The sequence below is a fragment of the Adhaeribacter aerolatus genome, assembly GCF_007991635.1.
In the GTDB taxonomy this organism is placed as follows: domain Bacteria; phylum Bacteroidota; class Bacteroidia; order Cytophagales; family Hymenobacteraceae; genus Adhaeribacter; species Adhaeribacter aerolatus.
Genome location: NZ_BJYS01000015.1, coordinates 99,050 through 121,701 on the forward strand (window position 1 = coordinate 99,050; position 22,652 = coordinate 121,701).

Consider the following 22,652-nt stretch of genomic DNA (forward strand, 5'->3'; position numbering starts at 1 on the left):
AATATTCATTAATCTTAAACCAGAACTTTGGGAAATGTAAATATCCGGATTAAAATATTTGTTAAACTTACCGGAAAGTTTAATTTTACTATATGATAGAACAGGCCGCTCAAAGACCCGTGGATGCGTATTTTGAGAAGTACGCCGAAAGCCACCAGAACCCTAAGAATAAACTTATTCACTGGATTTGTGTGCCCCTGATTGTCTTTAGCCTACTGGGCTTGGTTTGGGCTATTCCGTTCCCGCATCTGTCTTTTCTGGGCGAATATACCCGCTACCTCAACTGGGCTACTTTTCTGATTCTGTTTTCAATCTTCTATTATTTCCGCCTTTCGCCGCCGTTGGCTATTGCCATGCTATTTATTATTTCGGTTTTTGGAGCGACCATTGTTACCCTCGAAATATTACATCGGAAGGAAGGCTGGCCCGACATGTGGCAGATATGCTTGTTTATATTCTTTATCTCCTGGGTCGGTCAGTTTATCGGGCACAAAATAGAAGGCAAAAAACCTTCTTTTCTCGATGATTTAAAGTTTCTCCTGATTGGCCCCATCTGGTTGCTGCATTTCATCTTCAGAAAGCTAGGTATTCCTTACTAACCTGCTGTATCAGCCCGAAATCACCAAAAAGCCCGGTGAATTTTATAAATATTGCCACTGGATTTGATTGAGAAATAAACTTCTTTTCACAGAACTTCCGGCCAAATATTAAGTTCTGGGCTTGGCCCGTTCGTACTGCACCGGCCAGGTAACCGGTTGCCTCAACTCGGTTGCGGCTGTTAAACCAAAATACGGGTCCCGTAAAAATTCACGGGCAATAAAAACCATATCGGCCTGCCCGGTCCGGATAATGTGGTCGGCTTGGTGCGCCGAAGTAATAAGGCCAACGGCACCGGTTAAAATACGGGCGCCCTCGCGGATGGCCTGAGCAAAAGGCGTTTGGTAGCCGGGGCCGGGCGTAATTTGCTGCACGCTTACGTTGCCGCCCGAGGAACAATCAATTAAATCTACGGCCAATGCTTTTAAGTGACGGGCCAAATCCACGCTTTGGGGTACCGTCCAGGAATTTTCTACATCGGTTACCCAGTCGGTGGCAGAAACGCGTACGATTAACGGCAAATCGGCTGGCCAAACGGTTTTTACGGTTTGTACAACTTCCAGCAAAAGCCGGATACGGTTCTCGAAAGAGCCGCCGTAATTATCGGTGCGGTGGTTGGTGAGCGGCGACAGAAATTCGTGCAATAAATATCCGTGGGCGGCGTGAATTTCAATTACTTTAAATCCGGCAGCTAAGGCCCGCTGAGCGGCATCCCGAAAATCCGAAATTACTTTTTCGATACCGGCAAGTGTTAAAGCTACCGGGGGCGGTATATCGGCAGCTAAAGGTACCGGGCTGGGCGCATAAACTTCCTCCCAGCCGCGCTCCTCCGGACTTAAATGCTTGTTACCCAACCACGGCGCGCTTTTACTGGCTTTGCGGCCCGCATGTGCCAACTGAATACCGGCCACAGCCTGGTGCTGGTGAATAAAATCGACGATGCGTTTCAGAAACGGAATGTGTTCGTCTTTCCAGATTCCCAAGTCATCGGGGGTAATGCGGCCTTCCGGCGAAACGGCCGTTGCTTCGGTAAAAACCAACCCGGCACCGCCTACTGCCCGGCTACCCAAATGCACCAGGTGCCAATCGTTGGCAAAACCATCGGTGCTGGAGTACTGGCACATGGGCGAAACCGCTATCCGGTTTTTTAACGAAATAGATTTTATAGTTAGAGGAGAAAATAAACCGTCCATAAGCAAATTAACTTTATTCAAAATAATGTCCCTTTTAGCCGCTTTCGGCAATTAAGGTTACAGCCAAGCAACAGAATTATATCAGTCCTGTAATTTTAACCGCAAAAAGCTTAAACCAGGAAGAGCAGGATCTGGATTTTTTATGATTGCAGCATCTATAATGCCCACCGCCCGATCGGATACCTCCTGTAAAAGCATTAAACAAGACCTTTGCTTTAACTACATATAAGCTGTTTTTAATTTAATACCGTTTAATACTAAACCTTAGACTTGTAAATATATCGTCTTTAGTTTAAGCAGCATTCTATTAAAGTAATTTACTTCCGGCACCGTACCACGCTTTATAATGCGTTTAGCTTAATTATACTGCCGGTATTTGTTAAAAATTTAACCTATTTTCTGTATGGCAAATTTTATTTTACCTTCTTCGCTATCTATCCGGCAGGTGACTTTACGAACCCGCCGCCTGACCGACCTGCATACTTTTTACACCACCATACTCGGCCTGCAGGAAATTAGTTATAATGGAGCGGAAGCCCGGCTATCGGCCAGCGGTCAGGAACCAGCCCAACTTATTTTAAGCCAAAACGAAACAGCCCCTTTACACAACCGCCGGCAACCAGGCTTGTACCACGTGGCCTGGCTGGTACCCAACCGCCTGGAACTGGCCCGGGCTTTAAGGCATTTTATTCAAACCAAATGGCCGCTTTCGGGCTTCGGCGACCACTTGGTAAGCGAGGCCATCTATTTTTCCGACCCCGACGGCAACGGCATTGAAGTATACGCGGACCGCCCCCGCGAAACCTGGCCCATTGTAAACGGGCAGGTACAAATGGATACTTCACCAGTAGACGTTCCCGACTTGCTCGCCCAATTACCGGACAACTCGCCCGAATGGCAAGGATTACACCGTAATACCCTCATCGGCCATATTCATTTACAGGTATCGTCGCTGGCGCAGGCCCGCCGCTTTTATGCTGATACGCTTGGGTTTAACGTAATGCAGGAAAATTACCCGGGTGCGCTGTTTGTAGCCGCAGGCGGTTATCACCACCACATTGGCCTGAACACCTGGCACAGCCAAAACGCTGCTCCCGGCCCCGAAGAACAAACCGGCTTAGTAAGTTTCACGATAAACATACCGGATACCCAGATTTTTGCCGCCTTAAAAAACAGCTTAATTAATACACCCTACCCAATTACAGCCGAAAAACCGGGGAGCTTTATGCTTGAAAGCCCGGATAAGTTAGCTATCCGGATAGAAGGAGATGGCCAGGCACAGGAAAATATTTAAACAAAAAAACCCCGGCGTTAAAGCCAGGGTTTTAAATATATTTAAATTGATTATTTTATTTAGCTAAAGCAGCATTGGCATCTAAGCGGCCACCCGTAACCGTTTTACTACTTAAAGACGATGTAGGCACAGCAGTACTGAGGATGGCATTTCTGATTTGCGCTACAGAGGCGCCGGGTTTTAAGGAAGCATACAAAGCAACGGCGCCGGTAACGTGCGGGGTAGCCATAGAAGTACCATCATAAGCACTATAACTATTATAAGCGGTGGTAGACCATATGGCCACGCCTGGCGCACCCAAATCAACGGATTTGGTGCCGTATTGTGAGAAACTGGCTAACGAACCGTTTTTGTCAATTGCGGCCACCGCAATTACATTTGGCAATTCGTAATTAGATGGATAACTGGCAGTAGCATCGTTATTGGTTCCGGCGTTGCCGGCAGCGGCAATAAACATGATACCGGCATCATTAGCCCGTTTAATGGCATCGTAAAGCGCCTGCGAATAGCCCCCGCCACCCCAGGAGTTGTTCGTTGCCACAATGTTTAACCCGTGTTTTACCTTTAAGTTTGTAAAATAATCTACGGCTTTAACGGCATTTGCCGTATTACCGCCTCGCCGGCCTAAAAACTTACCCGAAATAAGAGTAACATTCCAGTTAACCCCAACTACGCCGGTACTATTATTAGCTTTGGCACCGATGGTTCCGGCTACGTGCGTACCGTGGTCGTCTAAAGAACCTTTGGTGCCACCATCATAAATAGAGTTATCATTACCATCAAAATCCCAGCCATTCACATCATCTACATAGCCGTTACCATCATTATCAATGCCATCGACTTTATCATAAGTGTTGGTCCACACCTGACCGGCCAAATCAGGATGGTTTAATTGAATACCTTCATCAATAATACCCACGTAAACAGAAGCAGCCCCGGTAGTTCCGGCAGCCCAGGCCGCCTCGGCATTACTGCCATTGCCGCCTTTCATGCCCCAAAGCGAACCATTGGTAAGATAAGGGTCGGAAGCAGTTGCTGCGTGCTGGTAAATGTAGTTAGGCTCAGCGAATTCTATTTCCGTTCCCCCTTTTATTTTATTGATAGCTTCCAAAGCGGCCAGCGGCGTACGCACTACCAATATACCTTCGGTATCGCCCAGGCGCTCCATGGTTTTGGTTAATATTTTTTCAGATACTTTGCCGCCAATTTTGGCCAGTACCCGGGCTTTAACTTCTTCCGACTGACCGGGCTTCAATTTTATTAATAGTTCATTTGGCACGTGTTCCAATGCCTGGGCTGCTGCATCTGCCGAAGAAGTTCCGCCGTTAATAGCCGTAGGTTCCTCCAGGCTTCTGTCGCAACCTGCAAATACCATCATCGAAAGGATACCAGCCGCCACTACCGATTTGCCGGGCATTAAGATAGATTTGATTTTCATACCAGTTTGTTTTTGGAATAAATAAGGGAAATAGATTTATGAATTAGGTTTATTTGATTATTTAAAGATTATGGCAGCACAACATATTTACCAGAAAACATTGGGCTTAGCCTGGTACCTGTAGCGGATTTACCGCAAAATGCAGCACCGACAAAACATTTACCTGCAGCAGACGCATTAGCCTGAACGGTTTTGTCTGCTTCGGTAATAGCCCAATGCAGGAGCTTTCCCATTGTTATAAGTGCTTATTTTTAAGGGTAAATAATTTCTATTCGAAATATATCTACATAATTTTGTTATAAAAAAAATTAAATAAATTTTTATAAAATATCTTTATTAATAAATGAATAATATTAATTAAGCACAATTTAAACCAACAACATTAATAAGAAACCACATTCTGAAAATACATTTAATATTAACTTTTAACATCACAAAAGATAGTTCCAGGTATTTACAACAGCTATTAATCGCCAGAGGAAGGATAAGCAATATTTACAAACTATAATTACTCAAAATAACCAAACAGCACAAACGAACCGCCATAACTTTAGTTAATACAATTATACACAATTAGAAAAACCTGTAAAAAATCAATTTTCATTAGATAAATCATTTTTGTATTGAAGTTTATTTATCCCTAAAAAATAGAGGTCCGGCAGCCTATGACTGCCGGACCTTTTAAGATTACTTATGAATTCCGGTTTTAAAAACCGCTTACATTAAGACGCCCACCGCTAGTACATTTATCAGTTAAGGAAGGGGTAGGTACCGCACTACTTATAATAGCATTTTTAATGGCTGCTGCCGAAGCACTAGGATGAGAGGCAGCATACAAAGCAACGCCACCTGTAACGTGTGGGGTAGCCATAGAGGTACCACTGTACGATGAATAAGTATTAAAGGCAGTAGTAGAGTAAATACTGGAGCCCGGAGCGCCTATATCCACGGTGGTAGCTCCATAGTTAGAGAAGGATGACCTGCCACCGGTAGATGTAATAGCTGCTACGGCAATTACATTAGGCGAAGTATAATTTGACGGGTAACTCGCAGTAACATCATTGTTATCGCCTACGCCATCATTACCACCATTACCGGCCGCCGCTACAAATAATATATTGGCAGTGTTGGCCCGGTTAACAGCATCAAATAAGGCCTGCGAGAAGCCACCGCCCCCCCAGGAGTTATTGCTGGCTACAATATTCATACCGTGACGGCTTTTCAGATCGTTCAGGTAATCTACGGCCTTAACCGCATTTGCTGTTGTACCACCACGTCGGCCCAGGAATTTACAGGAGATCATGGTAACATTCCAGTTCACGCCTACTACCCCGGTTCCATTGTTTACTCCACCTATGGTACCCGCCACGTGGGTACCATGGTCATCTAAACTACCCCGGCTGCCACCATCATAAATTGTATTATCATTACCATCAAAATCCCAGCCATGCACATCATCTACGTACCCATTTTTGTCATTATCCACACCATCAACCGGGTCGTGCGGATTCGTCCAGACATTAGGCTTTAAATCCGGGTGTTCAAATTGAATTCCTTCATCAATAATACCCACCACAACCGAAGCCGAACCAGTATTTCCACGAGCCCAGGCTTCCGCCGCCTGGCTGCCGTACTGGTTAGCTGGCGAGGAACCATCGCCGTACATGCCCCACAAAGAACCATTGGTAAAATAAGTATCGGTTGATGCGGCACTGTGGGTATAAATATAATTCGGCTCGGCATATTCTACCTCCAGGCCTTTAGCTTTGGCAACAGCCTCCAAGGCCGCCAGGGGTGTATGCACCAAGTAAACACCTTCATCCCCAAAGCGCTCCATGGCTTTAGTCAGGATGTGTTCTTTTACTTTACCGCTAATGCGGGCTAAAGCATTGGCGCGGGCCGCTTCGGAAGCTCCTTTTTTGAACTTCACCAGCACTTCATTCGGTACATGATTCTGGGCCTGAGCTACGGCATCCGACGAAGCCGATTGGCTGGCTAAACCTGTTGGTTCATCCAGATTCTTTTCGCAACCAGCCAATACCGCCATAGACAGAATCCCGGTCGCAATCACCGATTTGCCGGACATTAAAATAGACTTGATTTTCATACTAACAATTTTGTAGAAGTTGATAAATAGATTTATAAATATTAGTTAAAGGAATTCAAGCTATATATTTCGGCATAAAACACCACAGAACAGCTATGTTTAGCTGTAATAATTTTTACCGTTTTGTATTTGAAAAATATCTAACTATACCCGCAGTTTCCAACCCAGGAAAAAAGAAGTTCTGGCAGTAACCAGCAACGTCAAAACCTAATATACCTTAATAATTAAATTGAGGGCACTTTATACCTCAGAATATTTAAACAAAAACCTTTAAGCACCCCGCATTCTTCTATTAAAGGAACGAGGGTTTTCCGCAGATGGCTTTTTATTTTATCTTAAGAAAGGTACTAAAGATTGATTTTTCTGGAGCATACGTAATAGCGGCAGAACCGTTTAGTATTTAGCTATTCTCCTGGAAAATATTTTTCTGAGAAAAACTTTTGCAATGCCTATAACAATTGCTTAAAACATCATTAAAATAATATTGGCTATAAACCAAGCTCCCAAATAATTTACCGGCTGCTACTAGTGCTATTATAATAAACCATATTTCGTTAAAACCCTGTGTAGAATAGGTTCAATTTGTGCTTTGAGTTGTCCGTTCGCATAGGCTACCCAATCTACGGGACTAGTGGTATCGAGTGGCGCATTCAGGGGTTCGCCAGCAGGATTGGTAATGATAACCCCCGCTTCCTGGCCAATGAGCGTAGCGCAAACATCGTAGGGGTGGCAAACGTGGCCGGTTTTCTGACCGGCTTTTCGCATCTTCCGGAAAAGGCTTTCCCGGATATCGGCCACAAAACGGTCGTGCCCAACCAATATTTCGTACAACTGCCCGCCGCTAGAAATATATTGATCTTCGAAAACAATGGCTTTGCCTTCAGGCGCATCCGGAAACAAAGTAGCCAGCATTTCGTCTTCAATGGCCGCCAGCACATCACGACCCGGTGGAAAAAAGCGGGCTATCTGCCCAAAGCCACCGTACCAGGTCGGCGATTGCGAAGGCCGGATGGTTCGGGTTTCGCGGGTATTTTTTTCCAGGTGCCAGGTGTAGCGATGCGCGCCCTGCCCTTTTACTGCCCATAAAGTATCACTTAAAACGCTGCGGGAAGTGGGCAATTCGGTCATAACGGATACTTCAATATCCTGCAAGCAAGTTTTACTGCCTTTATTGGGGGCGGCTCCGGCCAGAAAAAAAGCCGAACGCTTGTCGTACATAATGCCCCGGGTGCCATCAATCGGGTCCATGATAATCCGGATAGCAGCTTGCCCGGCGGTGATATTTTCCGGCAGTACCAACCCACTTTCCGAATCCTCACCAATTCCTTCGGCAATCAGCACCACGCCACCTAAAGCGGCGGCTTGTGCCCGCAGCAAAGGCAGGATAATATCTTCTACATCTTTATCAATCTGGTAAATGGTATCGTCGGCACCTTCCTGGTGCACGGCCGCCCGTTCTTCTATTGATTGTTCCCTTAACGACTGGTGTACTTTCCGGCAAACGGCCTCGCCAATCTGGCATAATACTTCCCGGATTAATTCGTGATTCATGGCTTTAGCATTTAAATTTAACAAGCCTGCAATATTACCAATCCTAAACCACATAAATTTGGGCAGCACAAATTTTTACCATCCTTTACCATCAGGTTGTAACAAGCAATATTTTAGCCTGATACAAGAAATATTACCAGTATAAACAAGTTGTTCTGTTAAAAGCATTAATCCGATAATATTAGCTTACTGGTGCATCTATTGCGGCTGGCAAACCGAGCAGAAGTAAGTAGTACGGCCACCCACCTTATTTATTTCTAACGGCGATTGGTGTACGGGGCATACTTGTCGGTCGAGGGGTTTTAAAGCGCTATCGTCCCAGCCGCGGGCGTGAATTAAAAAAGATTTTGGAAAATTGCCGTAGATAGCTTCCTGCTCAATGGCGGTGCGCAGCACGATTTGGATAGCGGTGTGCAAGCGTTGGAATTCGTCTGTCGAAAGCTGGTTAGCCAGTTTAGCCGGAAATATGCCGGCCTGAAATAAAACTTCGTCGGCAATCCAGTTACCAACACCCGCCAGAATTTTCTGATCCAGCAATAAAGATTTAATAGGTGCTTTGCGTTTCCCCAGACTCGCCTGCAACTGCGGTAAGGTAATATCCAGCGCATCGGGGCCTAAACTTTTCTCCTGGCGGTACGCTTCTACGCTTTCGGCTAGCCCTACGCGACCAAACTTACGCGAATCAATAAACGCCAGCCGGAAACCATTCTGGAAAATAAAAACAATGCGGGCAAAACGAGGTGTATCTTCCGCATCGCGGTAGTAAGCTAAATCGCCGGTCATGCCAAAGTGCAGTACCAGGGTTTTGCCGGTGTTTAGGTTTATTAAAAAGTGTTTGCCTATGCGGTGTACGTTGGTAAACTGCGCACCTTTCAGCTCGCGCTGGAGCGTATCAAAATCGGTGGTAAGTTGCCGCTGGTCTTCTACTTCCAAACTGGCGACGGTCTGGCCCAGAGCGGTTTCTTCAAAATAGCGGCGGTAGGTTTCTACTTCGGGTAATTCGGGCATAAAACAAAACTTTGTGCTTCTTAAACTACCGAAGCTAAAATAAGTTTACTATTTACCGGCGTGCTTTTCCGCCAGCATTTCTCTCAATTTTACGAAAGTATTGTACGGCCCCGTAGCAGCGGCTATGTTTACCAACCAGGACGGAATGGTGCCGCCCGGATTTACCCGAAAAACGTAATCTATTTTAATTTTATCTTTTGTTACGGGCACTACCTCCCAGGTTGCCAACGAATAAGGCACCCGCACATACCCTTTTTTGGGCGGCACATAACCTTCTGCACTTTTGGCTTGGATTGCTAAATTTTTCGTGCCGGGAATTTCCTGATAAGAGAATTCTACTACCAGGTCGCGGTCGGTAACGGGCCAGGGCATATCGGTGGTGGTGTAATAAACAAATGCGTATTGGTTTATTTTTTTTACCAGGGTCGCTTTTTCGGTGAGGTAAACCCAATCCGCATGTCCGCTTACGTTTTGCAGCACGCTAATTAAGCCGGCAGTGGTTCCGGGTAACTCGCAAACTACTCTTATTTCTTTTAATTTTTCGTTGGCAATGCCGCGCGTGTAAACCGCAATGCCGTTCTCGTTCTTTTTCAATTCCCAATTATTCTGGGCAAAACCATTTAGAGCACCTAGCCAGATTATGGCTAATAAAATCAATAATCGAATGGTTATCATGTAGTTCTTACTGCAAATTTTTCGTCTAATTCCCAAGGCATTTGGGCCAGGTTATTTAAATAATAATTAAGCCCACCTACCCCGTGCAACCAAGCGGCTATTTGGGGATATCTATTTTCAAAATAATAGCGAGGCTGGTAGCCTAAATTTTCCCGGATGGCACTGATATCGAGCACGGCGCTTTGGGTAAGCGTATTTAAAACCAAAGGATTTAACTTAGCACTAAACGGCACTATTTTATTTAAATCGGTCAGTAATTTTAACAAAGAAACCGGAATTGAGCAAACCTTTAATTCCTGCTGATACACGGCCGAAAGCAGTTGTAAAACACATTGCCTTAAATTATAAACCGGCGCATCGGCTACATTATAGATTTGTAAAGCCGGTTGGCTGGCTTGCCGCAGAAATAAATTAATGGCGTAAGCAATATTGTCGACGTGGGTAAGTGAGGTGCTGATTTGAGCCGATACCGGACAAAAAACAATATTTCGCTTTATTAATTCTAATAAGCGCGGTAATAAAACCCGGTCGCCAATGCCGTAAATAGCCCGTGGCCGCAGAATGATTCTTTTCTGACCGGCCGGAATATCTTCCCCCACCAAGTTATCGGCCAGCAATTTGGTTTTACCGTAAGGGCTCCGGTTGGCGGCCAAAGTAGCGCTGCTTTCTTTAGCCGGAATATTTTTAAATTGGTAAACCGAAGACGACGAAATCTGCACGAAATATTCGCAGAACCGAGCGGCCGCCAGCACCTGCCGGGTACCGGTTACATTATTTTCGTGTAAATCCTGGTAAGTTGCCGTATCCGAGGCCAAAGCCGCCGCATGAATGCAAACATCAGCCCTGAATGGCGGCAACGACTGGGTAATATCAGCGGATAAATATTCGGCGATAGCGGCCAGGTTGGGGTGGGATTTGGCTTGGCGGCCAACGGCCAAAATGGAGTGCCCTTGCTGGTAAAAGTACCGGCACAAAGCAGCTCCCACGAACCCGTTTGCTCCCGTTATCACAATTTTCATTTCAGCCGGGCTTTAATAGTGGCGGCAATTTGGGCGCGGTCTATTTTATGCTGCCGGCCTTTGCGGGGTACCTGCATAAAAACTACTTCGTCGGGTAAGGCATTCTTTTCGATTTGCAGTTCGCCGTAGGATATTTTATCCAAAATATATTTAGCGGTCAGGTTTTGGCTGGTTTCCACGGCCAGATATACTTCTTCGTCTTCTTTTTCGGGCGAGTAAATCCCTACCATGGCGGCTTCTTCTACCCCCGGAATTTTCTTAATGGTATCTTCGTACAGGGCAGGGTAAATATTGGTGTTGCTCCGGATAATCATTTCTTTTTTCCGGCCCATGAGCAAAATATTGCCTTCCGCATCTAATCGGGCCAAATCGCCAGTGGCATGAAATTCGGGCCGCTCGGGCAGGTGATAATACCGGGAAAACAGTTGCTCGGAGCGCACCAGCAGTTCGCCGTCTTCGGCTATTTTCACCTCTACACCGGCTACCGGTTTGCCTACCAAGTCGCCGCTGCCAGCATAGTTTATTTTTTCGCGGCCATCTGCGGTGCTTACGAGTAAATGCTCGGTCATGCCGTACGTAATGGTTAAGCGCACCTCTTCGGAACAAACCGCCGCTAACCTTTTCAGAAAGCTTTTATGCACCGGCGCGGAACCCAACATGATGTGGTTTAAAGAAGCCGGTAATTGACATTGGTGCTTCTCGCAATATTGTACCAGGGGCAAAAAATCGCTGGGCGGACCAAACAGAATACTGATTTTATTCTTTTCGAAAAAATCCAGCTTCTGCTGTACACTCAGCTTGGGATTATAAATAAATACCGGGATTTTGGCAGTAATGCCCAGCAATACAAAATGCGGCAAATAAGTAGCTAGCCGATCATCGGGGTTATCCTGCACCAATTCGCTTAGTAAGTTAATGCTCTGGCTTAAAGAAGTTAAAGAATGTAACACGCCTTTGGGCTCCTGCAACGTGCCCGAAGTATAGGTAATCAGGTAATCGTGGTGGGTTTTATCTTCGAGCAGGTTAGCAGCCTGCTGAGGCGAGTTTAACAGTTTTTGCAGGGAGGTAAACTTTTGCAGCAAAGGCAACCGGGGACCGGAACCAATAATTTTCAAGTTTTTTATGCGCGGAAAGTAAACCGGTTTATCGGCCAGTTTAAAATAAGCGTACCGGAGCAGCGGATGTTCCTGCAAGAGCAGCAAACGCGTATCCACAAAAGCCCATTGGGGTTTAAGCTGGGCCAGTTTGGCTGCGTAAAGTTCTCGTCCCATTTCGGGGTCGATGATAGCCGCCCGGCACCGAATCATCATGGTGGCGTACATTACCCTTAAAAAATCTGCGCCGGGTGCTACCGCAATAATCACGGTATGGTCTTTTTGAAGACCCAGCTTAAGCAATTGCTGACCCAGGTGCATGCTTTCGGTTAATAACTGGCGTGGCGTAAGCGTTTCCTGGCCGTTACACAAAATTGCCCGTTGCTCGTCCAGTTGAGCCAGCTTTATGAGTGGCTCCAGAATAGGTGAATGGTACAACATTACCAGATGATTAAGCTAATCGACATACTGATTCCGGCAGCTAAACCAATAATCATTATTTTCTGACCTTTTTTTAGTTTACCCGCCTGCTCGGCCAGTGAAATACTCAAAGGAATAGAAGCTGCCGCGGTATTACCGTATTCTTCCACAATGCAATGCACTTTCTCGATGGGAATATTCGCTTCGCGCGCCAGAGCATCGCAGGAGTTTTTAGATACCTGGTGAATAAAATAATGGTCGATATCGTCGCGGGTAAGGCCGGTTTTCTCTAGGCATTTTTCTATCAGGTCGCCTCTTTCGCGGGCGAACACTTCGCGCAGTTCCGAGGTTTTACCTTCAAAGTAATTTTTTCCGGGTTCCTGCGGATACATCGAACCGCCACCCGGAATCACGCACAACTCCCAGTATTTACCTATCGTTCGGTTTTCCTGGTACAAAATACCGGACTCATCTTCGCTGGCTTCTAACAAAGCCGCCGTACCGGCATCGCCCAAAGTAAAACTGGCCAGCCGCTTCATTAAATCTATTTCGTCCTGAACCTTAAATTTAATAGCATGCTGCAATATTTCGCCGTTGGTAATCAGCACCCGCTTGTAGTCGCCGCTTTTTATTAAGCTAGCCCCTACTTGCAATGCGGTCATAAAACTGTTGCAGGCATTTTTTACATCAAACACCGGGCAGGTTAAGCCCAGTTTGGCCTGCACAATATTGGCGGTGGCCGGCTCAATCAGGTCGCTGCTGGCAGCCGCAAATATTAAACAATCGATAGAACTTGGATCTACCTGGGCCAGAATTTTGCGGGCCGCACCAGCCGCTAAATCGGAGCACTGAACTCCGGCATCGGCAAAGTAGCGGTTTTTTATGCCGAATAATCTTTCGAGTACGCCGGGCGCCAGCAACCTTTGGTCGTGGTTAACCTGGGCTTCAATTTCTTGGCTGCTTACCCGGCGGGAGTGTGCCAGGTAATGAGCGATATAACTTATTTTTACCCGGCTCATACGTTTGCTTTTAAAAATAATCGCCAAGCCCAGCGGGTACTGCGGTTAAAACCGCCCCACTCGTCTACAAACTGCACAATGGTTTTCAGGCACTCCTGGCCAAACTTCTGCTTGTAATTCTGGTTAGCCATTTTATAAACCTGGTCCGGGTTTTCCAGGCCCAACCGACCGAATATTTCTTTTTTCACGTACATGGTGCGCATAAACAGCACATTAAATAATACCAGGTAGCTGTAAAAGCTTCTTTTTACATAGCCGGCTTTATCGGTGTAGCGCCGCAAAAACGCTTTGGTGAAATGAATGTGCCGGCCTTCTTCTATGTTATGCAACTCGGCCACCTTTTTCAGGACCGGGTAAACCCGGGGGCCTTTGCGCAGGTGGTTGCCGTATAAATCGGCCATCATTTCCACGGCCAGGCAGCTCATAAACACGGCATCTACGGGCATAAACTTTACTGTAAACTGACCTAGAAAATTGTGCAGGCGCGTTGGTTTAATGGGCTTGCCGTTCAGGTGGGCAATGGCCTGGGCAAACATTTCCTGGTGCCGGAATTCTTCAATTAGTTCGCGCAGCAAAAATTTATACTCCACATTATCGGGCTGCAAAGTCAGGATGTAGCGGTTCATAAACAAACAGAACAAGGCTTCGCTCCAACCATACGAGTACATAACCTGCACCACCTCGTGCCGGCCCAATTCCGTTTTTTGGGTTGGGGTAAGGCTATCGTAAAATGCTAAGCCCGATAAGGAATTTAATTTTTCGGGCAGAAACTCGTCTTCGGGCAAGGCCGGAATATTCCAGGGCACAAAGGTTTCGGGCAGTAAAGGCTTATCTTTACTGATTTTAATGAGGCGTTCAACTTCCTGAACTTCCATAACTTTAACAAATAAACAGGATAGATTTTAAATAATATTTAGCATTTATGGCAGTAACAGCCCTTTTGTAAAATATCTGGTTTGTTAAGATAAAAAGGAAGTCGCTTAAACTGTATATCAGCTATTTAATATAGTAAAAATAGCTGAATTGACTGGTTAAAATAAAGTACATTTAATTTAAATACTACTTTTACTTTCACCATATACCCCTTGCAAAATATTGAATTACAATAAATTATACAGCTATCACAGGACTTTTAAACCTAAATTATATTTCTGAGTAACTTCCTTATAGTTAGCACGAATTGACGAAGGAATGTTTTGGCCTTTTGTACCGGTATTTCGGTTATCAGTATTTGCTCTCTCCAGCGTAAACTTTCTAAAATTGGACAATTAAAATTAAAAAGCTTTTCTAAAAAGCAGGTGACGGGTCACCAATTACTTTATAGAAAAGCTTTTTTAATTTTTAAGTCTGGTTAGGACTTGCCCGAAGTAAATTCAGCCAACGAAGTATTTTAAAATAAAGCGGGTTAGCCTTTCTGGCCCATGTAATAAGGAAAATCAGAGGGCGAAGAAATACCGTTTTCGTAAGAACCGGAAGAGCCAGAGGCCGGGGTAAAATCAAATTCCAGCCATTCGTACAGGTTATTATAATCATTTCCGCCAACATAAACCTGCTTTTTCACGCCATTCAGTTCACTCTCGATGCTCATGCGGTACTCGGTTACCGGAATATCGCCGATATAGTAGTTCTGGCCAGGACCATTGTTGATAGTAAAAGTTTTTTTGATGGTGCCGGCAGCAGTGGCAGGCGTTCCGTCGAGGTATTTGGCGTTGCTAGTGGGCGTTAAAGTTACGGTAACTTTTGTACCAACTGCCATAACCGGTACCTTGCTATTAACATTTACAAACCGGAGCGAACCGCCAAAATATCCCCAGCCATTCTCAAAGCTGGCACTTCTGTCCGGAATACGGCCGCTTATTTTCCAAACAAAGTCTTTCACTGCGCCATTATCACCAGTGGTAAAGAAATCATAATCGGTATCCTGTTTCATGCCTAACCGTAAATGGTAAACCCTGTCTTTATAGGTTACTTCTTTCCAGGCGTAAATTTTCCAGCTACCAATGGCCGGTAAAGTAAATTTGTAGGTACCGTCGGCCTTGGTGGTTCCTTCTACAAATACATTATAGCCGGCTGGGTTTTCGGCTCTTACTTTTACGCCCGCCATTGGGTTACCCCGGCCATCCACGGCTTTCCCGCTAACGGTATTGGCTTCTTGGCTAGGCTGGTTCGGTTCTATAGTTTCAGGCTCATCGCAAGAGGTAAAAGTAAATAAAGCGGCCAGGTACAAAAGAATTAATCTGGATAAGGCCCTTTTAGAGGTGGCGTAAAAATTAGATGCGTTTTTCATAGTTTGCAGATTGTCTGGTGTGTTTTTAGGTTGTAGTTTTTTTGATTTCTATACTGGTTTACATTAATTCAAGAAAGTAGTCAGGTGAAGCAACTGATATCACCCAGTTATTGGCGGCTTGCAAGCAATTAGTACCAGGTAGCCATTAAAAGATTTTGGCAAATTATTTTCTGGCAAGTGTTTTAGCGGGCTGGGGTTTGGCCTGGGCTAATTCAGAAGTGAGCATATAACCTACCTGTCCGTTGATGGTAACAATAGACCAATTGCTGTTATACTTGCGGACTACCACGATTTCGTCGGTGCTATTTACAGCCCGTAAGACTTGGGTAGAGGTACCGGGCTGGCGGTACATTTTGCTGTTTTCGTAGCGGGCAGAAGCCAACACTTCTGTTTTGTCGGCGGCAAATACAAATGCAGTTTGTAAGGAAAGCGCGAAAATAAAAAGTAACTTTTTCATAGTGTTTTTAGATTAGGGTCGGGGTTTATTATTGTTTTTGTTTTTCTATGTTGTTGCTCCGAAGCTTTTATTCTGCTTTAATATCGTGTTCCTGTGTTACTGATAACCAAGCTTTTTGCTTCCTGACAATACAAAGTTGCAACGCAACGGAGGCGTTTAAAAATAATACTAAGCGAAGGGCGAAAAGAGGGGGATGAATGACTTAAATAGCAGGTTAATTTAAGTTGATTTGTTAAATAGCTGCTTACCAGAAGAGAGGAACGAGTGCAAGAAAACTTACCAGGACTTTAACTACTAGCCTGTGAAAACAAAATATTCTTCGCCCAGGCCAAGCCATTTTGCATTATCTGAATAACAAACAGAATTGTTAAAATGAAAGCAAAATAAAGCCTTTTGGCTTTAGCTCTGATTATTTAGTTCGGTAGTTTATCTTCAAAATTAAAAAGCCATTACTTTTAAATATTAATATCCCATCGCTGTATCATTACCGCGCGGATCGGCACCGCCTTCAAGTTTACCGTTGGGCAGCACCAGAATGGCATCTACCCGACCGATAGAATTGGTTTCGGTGGTTTTATGACCTAGCTGGTGGAGGCGCTTCAATACTTTTCCGGACAAAGCATCTTTTTCGTAGCGGATTTCGTCAGGGAGCCATTGGGAGTGTACGCGTTTGGCGCTGACGGCCTCCTGCATACCCATGTTGTGTTCTAGTACGTTCAGAATAGTTTGGAAAACAGAAGTAATAATAGTGGAGCCACCGGGTGTACCCACTACCATAAACAGTTTGCCGTCCTTTTCCAGGATAGTAGGCGTCATGGAACTAAGCATACGTTTACCCGGGGCAATGGCATTGGCAGCCGAACCCACCAAACCGAACATATTGGGTACACCCGGCTTGGCACTGAAATCGTCCATTTCATTATTCAGCAGAAAACCCGCCCCATCTACTACCACAAAGTTACCGTAGCCGCCATTTAAGGTAGTGGTAACCGCAACGGCATTACCCGCTTTATCTACTACCGAAAAGTGCGTGGTTTCTTCGTGCTCGCGGGCCGTTAAGTTGCCATGTTTGATGCTGGCACTGGGCGTAGCCTTTTTAGGATTGAAATTCTGCATGCGCACAGCTAAATATTGCGGGTTCAATAACTTTGCCGCTGGTACTTTGTAAAAATCAGGATCACCTAAATATTCCGAGCGATCCGCGTAAACCCTGCGTTCGGCTTCGGTAAGTAGATGAACGGTTTTGGTTTTGTTCCAGCCGTATTTATGTAGTGGAAAAGGCTCAACCATGTGCAACAATTGTAACAAGGCAATACCGCCGCTGGACGGCGGGCCCATGGAGATAACGCGATAGCCTTTGTAGGAGCCCTTAACCGGTTCGCGCCATTTCGCCTCGTAACTGCGCAGGTCTTCGGCCGAAATAAAGCCTTTGCCTTCTGCCATTTCAGCTAAGATCAAGCGGGCAGTTTCACCTTCGTAAAAGCCAGCCCGGCCCTGGTCACGAATCCGCATCAGCGTTTGGCCTAAATCCGGCTGCACCCATAAATCACCTGCCTTCCAGGCAGTATGCCGGATAAAAGCACTGGTAGAGTCGTTAAACTGACGAAAAAGCGATTGACTGTAGTTTAAACCATTGGCTTCTTTCTCAGTAAGAACAACGCCTTTAATAGCTAAATCTACGGCCGGCTGCACCAGCTTTTCCCATGGCAGTGAGCCGTATTTCTGATGCGCTTTCACCATCCCGTCTACCGTGCCGGGCACGCCGGCCGCTAAGTGACCTTGGATACTCAGATTCGGAATTACGTTGCCTTGCGGGTCGAGGTACATATCGCGGGTGGCGCGGGCCGGCGCTGTTTCGCGGAAGTCGAGGGAAGCTACTGCGCCGTTACTTTGGCGCAGCACCAGAAAACCACCACCACCAATATTGCCAGCGGCCGGCAAAACTACGGCCAGGGCAAACTGCACCGCAATAGCCGCATCAATGGCGTTGCCGCCAGCTTTTAATATTTCTACCCCAACCCGCGAGGCTTCCGGGTGCGCACTTACTACCATGCCATTTTCGGCTATTGTGCCCCGACTGTTAACTTGTGGTCGGGCGCAAGCCTGCAGCAATAAAATTAGGGCACTAAAGTAAATCCCGGCGTTTTTTATCTTTCTGGAGTAGCCGCTTAAAATCATGGTAATCATTAATTATCCGGTTAATATACTGAACAAGTCATTAACCTTTACGCTAAATATTCAAAGGCTTAATCTATAAACTTCACCCAAATAAAACTGTTGCTGTTGCGGCCCTGGTCGTCGGTGCAGGAGATTTTGTATTTGCCGGCTTGCGTGGGTTCGAAGAATATTTTTGCGTTTGCGTCAGTAGCTCGCAAAAATTTATCGTTGATGTACCAGTAGACTTGCTTTACTTCGTTGTGGGCATTGCAGTGCAGCATTAGTTTCTGGTTTTCGGACCGTTCGAGTAAATATTCCATTTCGGCAGAAGGTGAGGTAATTATTGGCGCAAAGTCCTGAAATATGCGATTACAGGCCGGGTTATGCGCCGGTATTTTTTGGTAAGGAATATGCTCATTTTGATAAAAAGTGAGTAGTTCTGGCGCCAGATTCGGGTAATATTTTTGTTGATAATTTTGGTCGGGCAGGCAGGAAGTACAGTAGGCAAACTGCTCATCCAACGAAACCGGTATTAATTTCAGGTGCTCACATTTTTTGGCAGAAGAAATTCCCGGGATAAACGCATCCGTTATACCATCCGGACAGAAGGTATTCCGGGGTAAACCGCTGGCGGCACAAACCTGACGAAAACTTAAACCTGGAGGCTTCTGAAACCAACTTTCAGGACTGTTATAATCGATGGCGTTAAAAATTGAAAAGAGCAGCGGCGTGGCCGAATCGGTGCCGTTCAGTTCCGGCACGCCCTCACCGGAAAAATTACCGACCCAAACCCCAACCGTATATTTTTTATTATAACCAATACTCCAGGCATCCCGACGACCATAAGACGTACCGGTTTTCCAGGCAATTTTGGGCAGGTGCATGCTGTTCTGGGCATTGTGCGGCAAATCGGGGCGCTGCAACTGGGTTAAAATTTGGTTTACCATGTAAGCCGCCGCCGGCGAAATCAATTGTTTCTGCACCGCTAGCGTATCCTCCTGCCGCCACCGCAATGAGGAATATTTACCGTTATTGGCAAAAACCGAAAACAAAGTTGTCAGTTCTTCCAGCGTAACATCGCAGCCGCCCAGAATCAAGGATAAACCTAATTGGTTGCCGGTTTTCTTTACCTGCGAAAATTCGGCTTGTTGCAATTTCTGCACAAACGTAGGTACGCCCAGTTGGTCTAATATTTTTACGGCCGGAATATTAAGCGAAGTAGCCAGCGCCTGCTCAATGGTAATATTGCCGCTGTAGTTGCCATAATAATTTTCCGGGCGATATCCGGCATAATCCACAGGCACATCGGTAATAATGGTTTTGGGTGTTAACAGACCGCGGTCGAACGCGGTGGCGTACAAAAGTGGTTTTAACGTGCTGCCCGGCGAGCGAATGGCCCGTACGCCGTCTACCTGCCCGCTGTGTGCCACATCCGAAAAATCGGCAGAGCCCAAATACGCTTCTACGGCGTGCGTCTGGTTATTAATAATAATTACAGATGCGTTTTGAATATTTTTGTAGCGCAGTTGCTGCATGTAATTATACGTGAGCTGCTCTACTTTTTCCTGAATGGGCCGGTTGAGGGTGGTTTTAATATTGGCCTGATTCCGGTTCTGCCGATACAGCCGATAAGCAAAATGCGGTGCCACTTGCGGGGCTTCAACCCGCTTCGCTTCCAGCGGTTCCGCTAGGGCATCGGCTATTTCTTTGGCCGGAAAAGCATTTTGCGGCTGAAAATATTGCAGCCACTTATTCCGGAAAGCTACAATTTGTTCATTCCGCAGCCCGATGCGCAACGACGAAGGTTTATTCGGAATAACCGACAAGGTTACGGCCTGGGCTAAACTCAGTTGCTTCGGAGATTGCTGAAAATACAAAACGGAGGCAGCCCTTACCCCTTCGATGTTGCCGCCAAAAGGTACCAGGTTCAGGTATAGGTGCAGGATTTCGGCTTTGCTGTAATACCACTCCAGTTGCAGCGCCCGGAATATTTCCAGCAGTTTATGCCAATACGTTCTTTCTCTCGGATACAGAAGCCTCGCCACCTGCATGGTAATGGTAGAAGCGCCGGAAGTAGTTTTACGGGTAATGCTATTTCTATAGAAGGCCCGTACAAAAGCCACCGGGTTTACGCCGGGATGATAGTAAAAATATTTATCTTCTTTCAGCAGAATGGCCTTTTCCAGCACCGGGTTTATTTCGTCGGGTTCCAGTTTCATCCGCCATTTATCGTCGCGGCTCAGAAAAGCATTAATTACGCTGCCATCGGCCGCCGTAATTACCGGCGAGTAAGAAATAGTGAGCTGAAGGGGAAATAAATAATTCAGAATGGCTAAACTTAAGCAGCAGAACAGGAACAAACCCGACCCGTAACGCAATATTCGCAGGCCAGTATTTTTAGGCTTTCGAAAGCGGATAAAACCATTTTTCAGCGCAGCAATATTCAACCACTTCATACTCTTTATATAACGGCTGTACTGCAATTTAATATTTCCAGGCTTATTTAATTCTTATCAGTAATTGCAGATGGCGCCAGTTTAGCGAAGTGTAACTTGTGTCTATTGATCATAGGAAGTTTTCAACTTCCGGAAGTCGAAGACTTCCTTCTATTTTCACACACCAGTTACGCTTCGCTAAACTGGCGCGAGCGGATAAGAATGTTACAAAAACTCCCACGCTTTAAAAGTAGCCGCCTGCCCCTGGTAAGTACCGGTGTTATCGTAAATATTCCAGAGAATCGCGTCTTTAATAATAAACCGTTGGCCGGTACTGGATATTCTTACGCCATTGTAATCCGAGATATATCCTTTCTGTTTGGCTTTGGCCAGCATGGCTTCCCGCTCGGCCACTGCCACGGGTTCGGCCGAGAGGCGGGAAGGCAATTGGGTAAACTGCGGCCAATCCATTTCCCACAAGCGTTGGGCCGTTTGGTTCGCGTAATTAAATATTGGGTCGGGCTGGGTGCCGTGCGAGAGCAGCACAAACGGGGCGGCGTACAGTTGCCCGGCTAGTTCTTCCGGGTTAAAATTACCTTCGAGTAACGTTCCTCCTGTTACAGCTGCAAAAGAATCGTAGAGTAATTTACTGTGGCGGATTATTTCGGAAGAGAGCATTTTCTTTTTGCAAAAGCGCTGTTACAGGAGTTAAACGGTTAAAAGTAAGCACTTCGGTTGCAAATTGACAAACCACTGGTGAAATATTCCTAATAAAGCCTTAAAATTGCCTTTTCAAAACTAGTAACGGAGCAATGGCGCTGGCCTACAAAAGAATAGTTGTTAAAATTGGCTCAAATGTGCTTACCCAGGACAATGGTATGCCCGATTTGGCGCGCATCCAGCACCTGGTAGCGCAAATTGCGGCTTTAAAAAAAGCGGGTAAAGAAGTAATTGTGGTATCGTCGGGAGCAGTGGCTTCGGGCCGCAGCCTGATCCGGGTTTCGGAAAAAGCCGATGCGGTTACCAGCCGCCAGTTACTGGCTTCGGTTGGCCAGGTAAAGCTCATTAATACTTACTCCGAACTGTTAAGCCAGCACGATTTAATTTGCGCGCAGGTGCTCGTAACGAAAGAAGATTTCCGTGACCGGGTACATTACCTGAACATGAAAAACTGCTTTGGCGCCCTGCTGCAGAACAACATTATTCCTATTGTAAACGAGAACGACGTTATTTCGGTAACCGAACTGATGTTTACGGATAACGACGAACTGGCCGGGCTGATCGCCTCGATGCTGGATGCCGATGCCCTGCTGATTTTAAGTAATGTAAACGGAATTTACAACGGCGACCCGAAAGACCCTACTTCCGAAGTTATCCGGGAAATTGGTCAGGATACCACTGGTTTTTCTTCTTTTGTAACCACCCAGCGGTCGCAGTTTGGCCGGGGCGGCATGATTACCAAATGCCACATGGCGCATAAAGTGGCCCAATTGGGTATAGCAGTGCACATTGCCAACGGCAAAACCGAAAATATTCTTGCTAAGGTTTTAAACGAAACTGAAATAAATACCCGCTTTGTACCGAACAAAACGGCCTCGGGTAAAAAGAAATGGATTGCCCATTCCGAGAGTGCCGCTAAAGGCGTGGTCCAGATAAACGAAGGCGCCAAAGCTGCCCTTACTGCCCCTAAAGCTACCAGTTTGTTACCGGTGGGGGTTATTACTATTAAAGGCGAATTTCAGAAAGGCGATATTATTAAATTAGTAGACGAACAGGATAAACTCGTAGGCCAGGGTATTGCCGAATACGGTTCCGATAAAGCCCGGGAGCGCATTGGCCAGAAAAACCAAAAGCCCTTGGTGCACTACGATTATTTATTCCTGAACGCCGAAATTAGTTAA

At 45.9% G+C, this 22,652-nt stretch carries 19 protein-coding genes; 3 read left to right on the forward strand and 16 right to left on the reverse strand.

Annotated features, from left to right (window positions below; all coding sequences use genetic code 11):
* The first annotated feature begins 92 nt into the window (after nt 1–92).
* Nucleotides 93–599 (forward strand): Mpo1 family 2-hydroxy fatty acid dioxygenase, encoded by a 507-nt coding sequence (locus AAE02nite_RS11040; RefSeq protein ID WP_146897791.1) that lies wholly within the window; start codon nt 93–95, stop codon nt 597–599.
* Nucleotides 600–707: 108 nt separating this feature from the next.
* Here AAE02nite_RS11040 and AAE02nite_RS11045 read toward each other — a convergent pair whose 3' ends face one another.
* Nucleotides 708–1,790 (reverse strand): NADH:flavin oxidoreductase/NADH oxidase, encoded by a 1,083-nt coding sequence (locus AAE02nite_RS11045; RefSeq protein WP_146897792.1) that lies wholly within the window; start codon nt 1,788–1,790, stop codon nt 708–710.
* 403 nt (nt 1,791–2,193) lie between these two features.
* Between AAE02nite_RS11045 and AAE02nite_RS11050 the strand changes: the two genes are divergently transcribed.
* Nucleotides 2,194–3,084 carry a VOC family protein gene (locus AAE02nite_RS11050; RefSeq protein ID WP_146897793.1) on the forward strand — a complete coding sequence of 297 codons (891 nt, stop codon included), beginning with the start codon at nt 2,194–2,196 and terminating at the stop codon, nt 3,082–3,084.
* A 55-nt stretch (nt 3,085–3,139) separates the two neighbouring features.
* On the opposite strand, the gene AAE02nite_RS11055 is transcribed toward AAE02nite_RS11050, so the two are convergent.
* The 15 genes from AAE02nite_RS11055 to AAE02nite_RS11120 all read right to left on the reverse strand — a co-directional run bounded on the left by AAE02nite_RS11055 (nt 3,140) and on the right by AAE02nite_RS11120 (nt 21,429).
* A complete protein-coding gene (locus tag AAE02nite_RS11055) occupies nt 3,140–4,522 on the reverse strand; it encodes a S8 family peptidase (protein WP_246150968.1) in 1,383 nt (460 codons plus the stop codon).
* Nucleotides 4,523–4,590: 68 nt separating this feature from the next.
* Nucleotides 4,591–4,755: a hypothetical protein gene (locus AAE02nite_RS26285; protein WP_170252579.1), complete on the reverse strand. Its 165-nt coding sequence runs from the start codon at nt 4,753–4,755 to the stop codon at nt 4,591–4,593.
* A 473-nt stretch (nt 4,756–5,228) separates the two neighbouring features.
* On the reverse strand, nt 5,229–6,629 hold the full coding sequence (locus AAE02nite_RS11060; protein WP_246150969.1) for a S8 family peptidase: 1,401 nt from the start codon (nt 6,627–6,629) through the stop codon (nt 5,229–5,231).
* A 534-nt stretch (nt 6,630–7,163) separates the two neighbouring features.
* On the reverse strand, nt 7,164–8,180 hold the full coding sequence (locus AAE02nite_RS11065) for an inositol monophosphatase family protein (RefSeq protein WP_146897794.1): 1,017 nt from the start codon (nt 8,178–8,180) through the stop codon (nt 7,164–7,166).
* Between the two features lie 198 nt (nt 8,181–8,378).
* Nucleotides 8,379–9,188, reverse strand: coding sequence for a DNA-formamidopyrimidine glycosylase (gene mutM / locus AAE02nite_RS11070; RefSeq protein ID WP_146897795.1), 810 nt, complete (start codon nt 9,186–9,188; stop codon nt 8,379–8,381).
* Between the two features lie 48 nt (nt 9,189–9,236).
* Nucleotides 9,237–9,863: an START domain-containing protein gene (locus AAE02nite_RS11075; protein WP_146897796.1), complete on the reverse strand. Its 627-nt coding sequence runs from the start codon at nt 9,861–9,863 to the stop codon at nt 9,237–9,239.
* On the reverse strand, nt 9,860–10,882 hold the full coding sequence (locus AAE02nite_RS11080) for an NAD-dependent epimerase/dehydratase family protein (protein ID WP_146897797.1): 1,023 nt from the start codon (nt 10,880–10,882) through the stop codon (nt 9,860–9,862). Before AAE02nite_RS11080 ends, AAE02nite_RS11075 begins: the two co-directional genes overlap by 4 nt.
* Nucleotides 10,879–12,417 (reverse strand): class I adenylate-forming enzyme family protein, encoded by a 1,539-nt coding sequence (locus AAE02nite_RS11085; RefSeq protein WP_146897798.1) that lies wholly within the window; start codon nt 12,415–12,417, stop codon nt 10,879–10,881. Before AAE02nite_RS11085 ends, AAE02nite_RS11080 begins: the two co-directional genes overlap by 4 nt.
* Nucleotides 12,417–13,415 (reverse strand): 3-oxoacyl-ACP synthase III family protein, encoded by a 999-nt coding sequence (locus AAE02nite_RS11090; RefSeq protein WP_146897799.1) that lies wholly within the window; start codon nt 13,413–13,415, stop codon nt 12,417–12,419. The genes AAE02nite_RS11085 and AAE02nite_RS11090 overlap by 1 nt, the downstream gene beginning before the upstream one ends.
* Nucleotides 13,412–14,290, reverse strand: a complete 879-nt coding sequence (locus AAE02nite_RS11095; protein ID WP_146897800.1) for a diiron oxygenase — start codon at nt 14,288–14,290, stop codon at nt 13,412–13,414. Before AAE02nite_RS11095 ends, AAE02nite_RS11090 begins: the two co-directional genes overlap by 4 nt.
* Before the next feature lie 530 nt (nt 14,291–14,820).
* Nucleotides 14,821–15,702 carry a carboxypeptidase-like regulatory domain-containing protein gene (locus tag AAE02nite_RS11100; protein ID WP_146897801.1) on the reverse strand — a complete coding sequence of 294 codons (882 nt, stop codon included), beginning with the start codon at nt 15,700–15,702 and terminating at the stop codon, nt 14,821–14,823.
* 163 nt (nt 15,703–15,865) lie between these two features.
* Nucleotides 15,866–16,159, reverse strand: a complete 294-nt coding sequence (locus tag AAE02nite_RS11105; RefSeq protein WP_146897802.1) for an SH3 domain-containing protein — start codon at nt 16,157–16,159, stop codon at nt 15,866–15,868.
* Nucleotides 16,160–16,621: 462 nt separating this feature from the next.
* Nucleotides 16,622–18,337, reverse strand: coding sequence for a gamma-glutamyltransferase (ggt, locus tag AAE02nite_RS11110; protein ID WP_371863463.1), 1,716 nt, complete (start codon nt 18,335–18,337; stop codon nt 16,622–16,624).
* 68 nt (nt 18,338–18,405) lie between these two features.
* A complete protein-coding gene (gene pbpC / locus AAE02nite_RS11115) occupies nt 18,406–20,772 on the reverse strand; it encodes a penicillin-binding protein 1C (RefSeq protein WP_146897803.1) in 2,367 nt (788 codons plus the stop codon).
* 204 nt (nt 20,773–20,976) lie between these two features.
* The gene (locus AAE02nite_RS11120) at nt 20,977–21,429 is read right to left on the reverse strand and encodes an MEKHLA domain-containing protein (RefSeq protein WP_146897804.1); all 453 of its coding nucleotides are present in this window, start codon (nt 21,427–21,429) and stop codon (nt 20,977–20,979) included.
* A gap of 134 nt (nt 21,430–21,563) precedes the next feature.
* Here AAE02nite_RS11120 and proB point away from each other — a divergent pair, with 134 nt between their 5' ends.
* The gene (gene proB, locus AAE02nite_RS11125) at nt 21,564–22,652 is read left to right on the forward strand and encodes a glutamate 5-kinase (protein ID WP_146897805.1); all 1,089 of its coding nucleotides are present in this window, start codon (nt 21,564–21,566) and stop codon (nt 22,650–22,652) included.

Excerpts from the sequence above, each read along its gene's own strand:
- AAE02nite_RS11040 (WP_146897791.1), top strand. The coding sequence starts at position 93 with ATGATAGAACAGGCCGCTCAAAGACCCGTGGATGCGTATTTTGAGAAG.
- AAE02nite_RS11045 (WP_146897792.1), bottom strand. The coding sequence starts at position 1,790 with ATGGACGGTTTATTTTCTCCTCTAACTATAAAATCTATTTCGTTAAAA.
- AAE02nite_RS11050 (WP_146897793.1), top strand. The coding sequence starts at position 2,194 with ATGGCAAATTTTATTTTACCTTCTTCGCTATCTATCCGGCAGGTGACT.
- AAE02nite_RS11055 (WP_246150968.1), bottom strand. The coding sequence starts at position 4,522 with ATGAAAATCAAATCTATCTTAATGCCCGGCAAATCGGTAGTGGCGGCT.
- AAE02nite_RS26285 (WP_170252579.1), bottom strand. The coding sequence starts at position 4,755 with ATGGGAAAGCTCCTGCATTGGGCTATTACCGAAGCAGACAAAACCGTT.
- AAE02nite_RS11060 (WP_246150969.1), bottom strand. The coding sequence starts at position 6,629 with ATGAAAATCAAGTCTATTTTAATGTCCGGCAAATCGGTGATTGCGACC.
- AAE02nite_RS11065 (WP_146897794.1), bottom strand. The coding sequence starts at position 8,180 with ATGAATCACGAATTAATCCGGGAAGTATTATGCCAGATTGGCGAGGCC.
- mutM (WP_146897795.1), bottom strand. The coding sequence starts at position 9,188 with ATGCCCGAATTACCCGAAGTAGAAACCTACCGCCGCTATTTTGAAGAA.
- AAE02nite_RS11075 (WP_146897796.1), bottom strand. The coding sequence starts at position 9,863 with ATGATAACCATTCGATTATTGATTTTATTAGCCATAATCTGGCTAGGT.
- AAE02nite_RS11080 (WP_146897797.1), bottom strand. The coding sequence starts at position 10,882 with ATGAAAATTGTGATAACGGGAGCAAACGGGTTCGTGGGAGCTGCTTTG.
- AAE02nite_RS11085 (WP_146897798.1), bottom strand. The coding sequence starts at position 12,417 with ATGTTGTACCATTCACCTATTCTGGAGCCACTCATAAAGCTGGCTCAA.
- AAE02nite_RS11090 (WP_146897799.1), bottom strand. The coding sequence starts at position 13,415 with ATGAGCCGGGTAAAAATAAGTTATATCGCTCATTACCTGGCACACTCC.
- AAE02nite_RS11095 (WP_146897800.1), bottom strand. The coding sequence starts at position 14,290 with ATGGAAGTTCAGGAAGTTGAACGCCTCATTAAAATCAGTAAAGATAAG.
- AAE02nite_RS11100 (WP_146897801.1), bottom strand. The coding sequence starts at position 15,702 with ATGAAAAACGCATCTAATTTTTACGCCACCTCTAAAAGGGCCTTATCC.
- AAE02nite_RS11105 (WP_146897802.1), bottom strand. The coding sequence starts at position 16,159 with ATGAAAAAGTTACTTTTTATTTTCGCGCTTTCCTTACAAACTGCATTT.
- ggt (WP_371863463.1), bottom strand. The coding sequence starts at position 18,337 with ATGATTTTAAGCGGCTACTCCAGAAAGATAAAAAACGCCGGGATTTAC.
- pbpC (WP_146897803.1), bottom strand. The coding sequence starts at position 20,772 with ATGAAGTGGTTGAATATTGCTGCGCTGAAAAATGGTTTTATCCGCTTT.
- AAE02nite_RS11120 (WP_146897804.1), bottom strand. The coding sequence starts at position 21,429 with ATGCTCTCTTCCGAAATAATCCGCCACAGTAAATTACTCTACGATTCT.
- proB (WP_146897805.1), top strand. The coding sequence starts at position 21,564 with ATGGCGCTGGCCTACAAAAGAATAGTTGTTAAAATTGGCTCAAATGTG.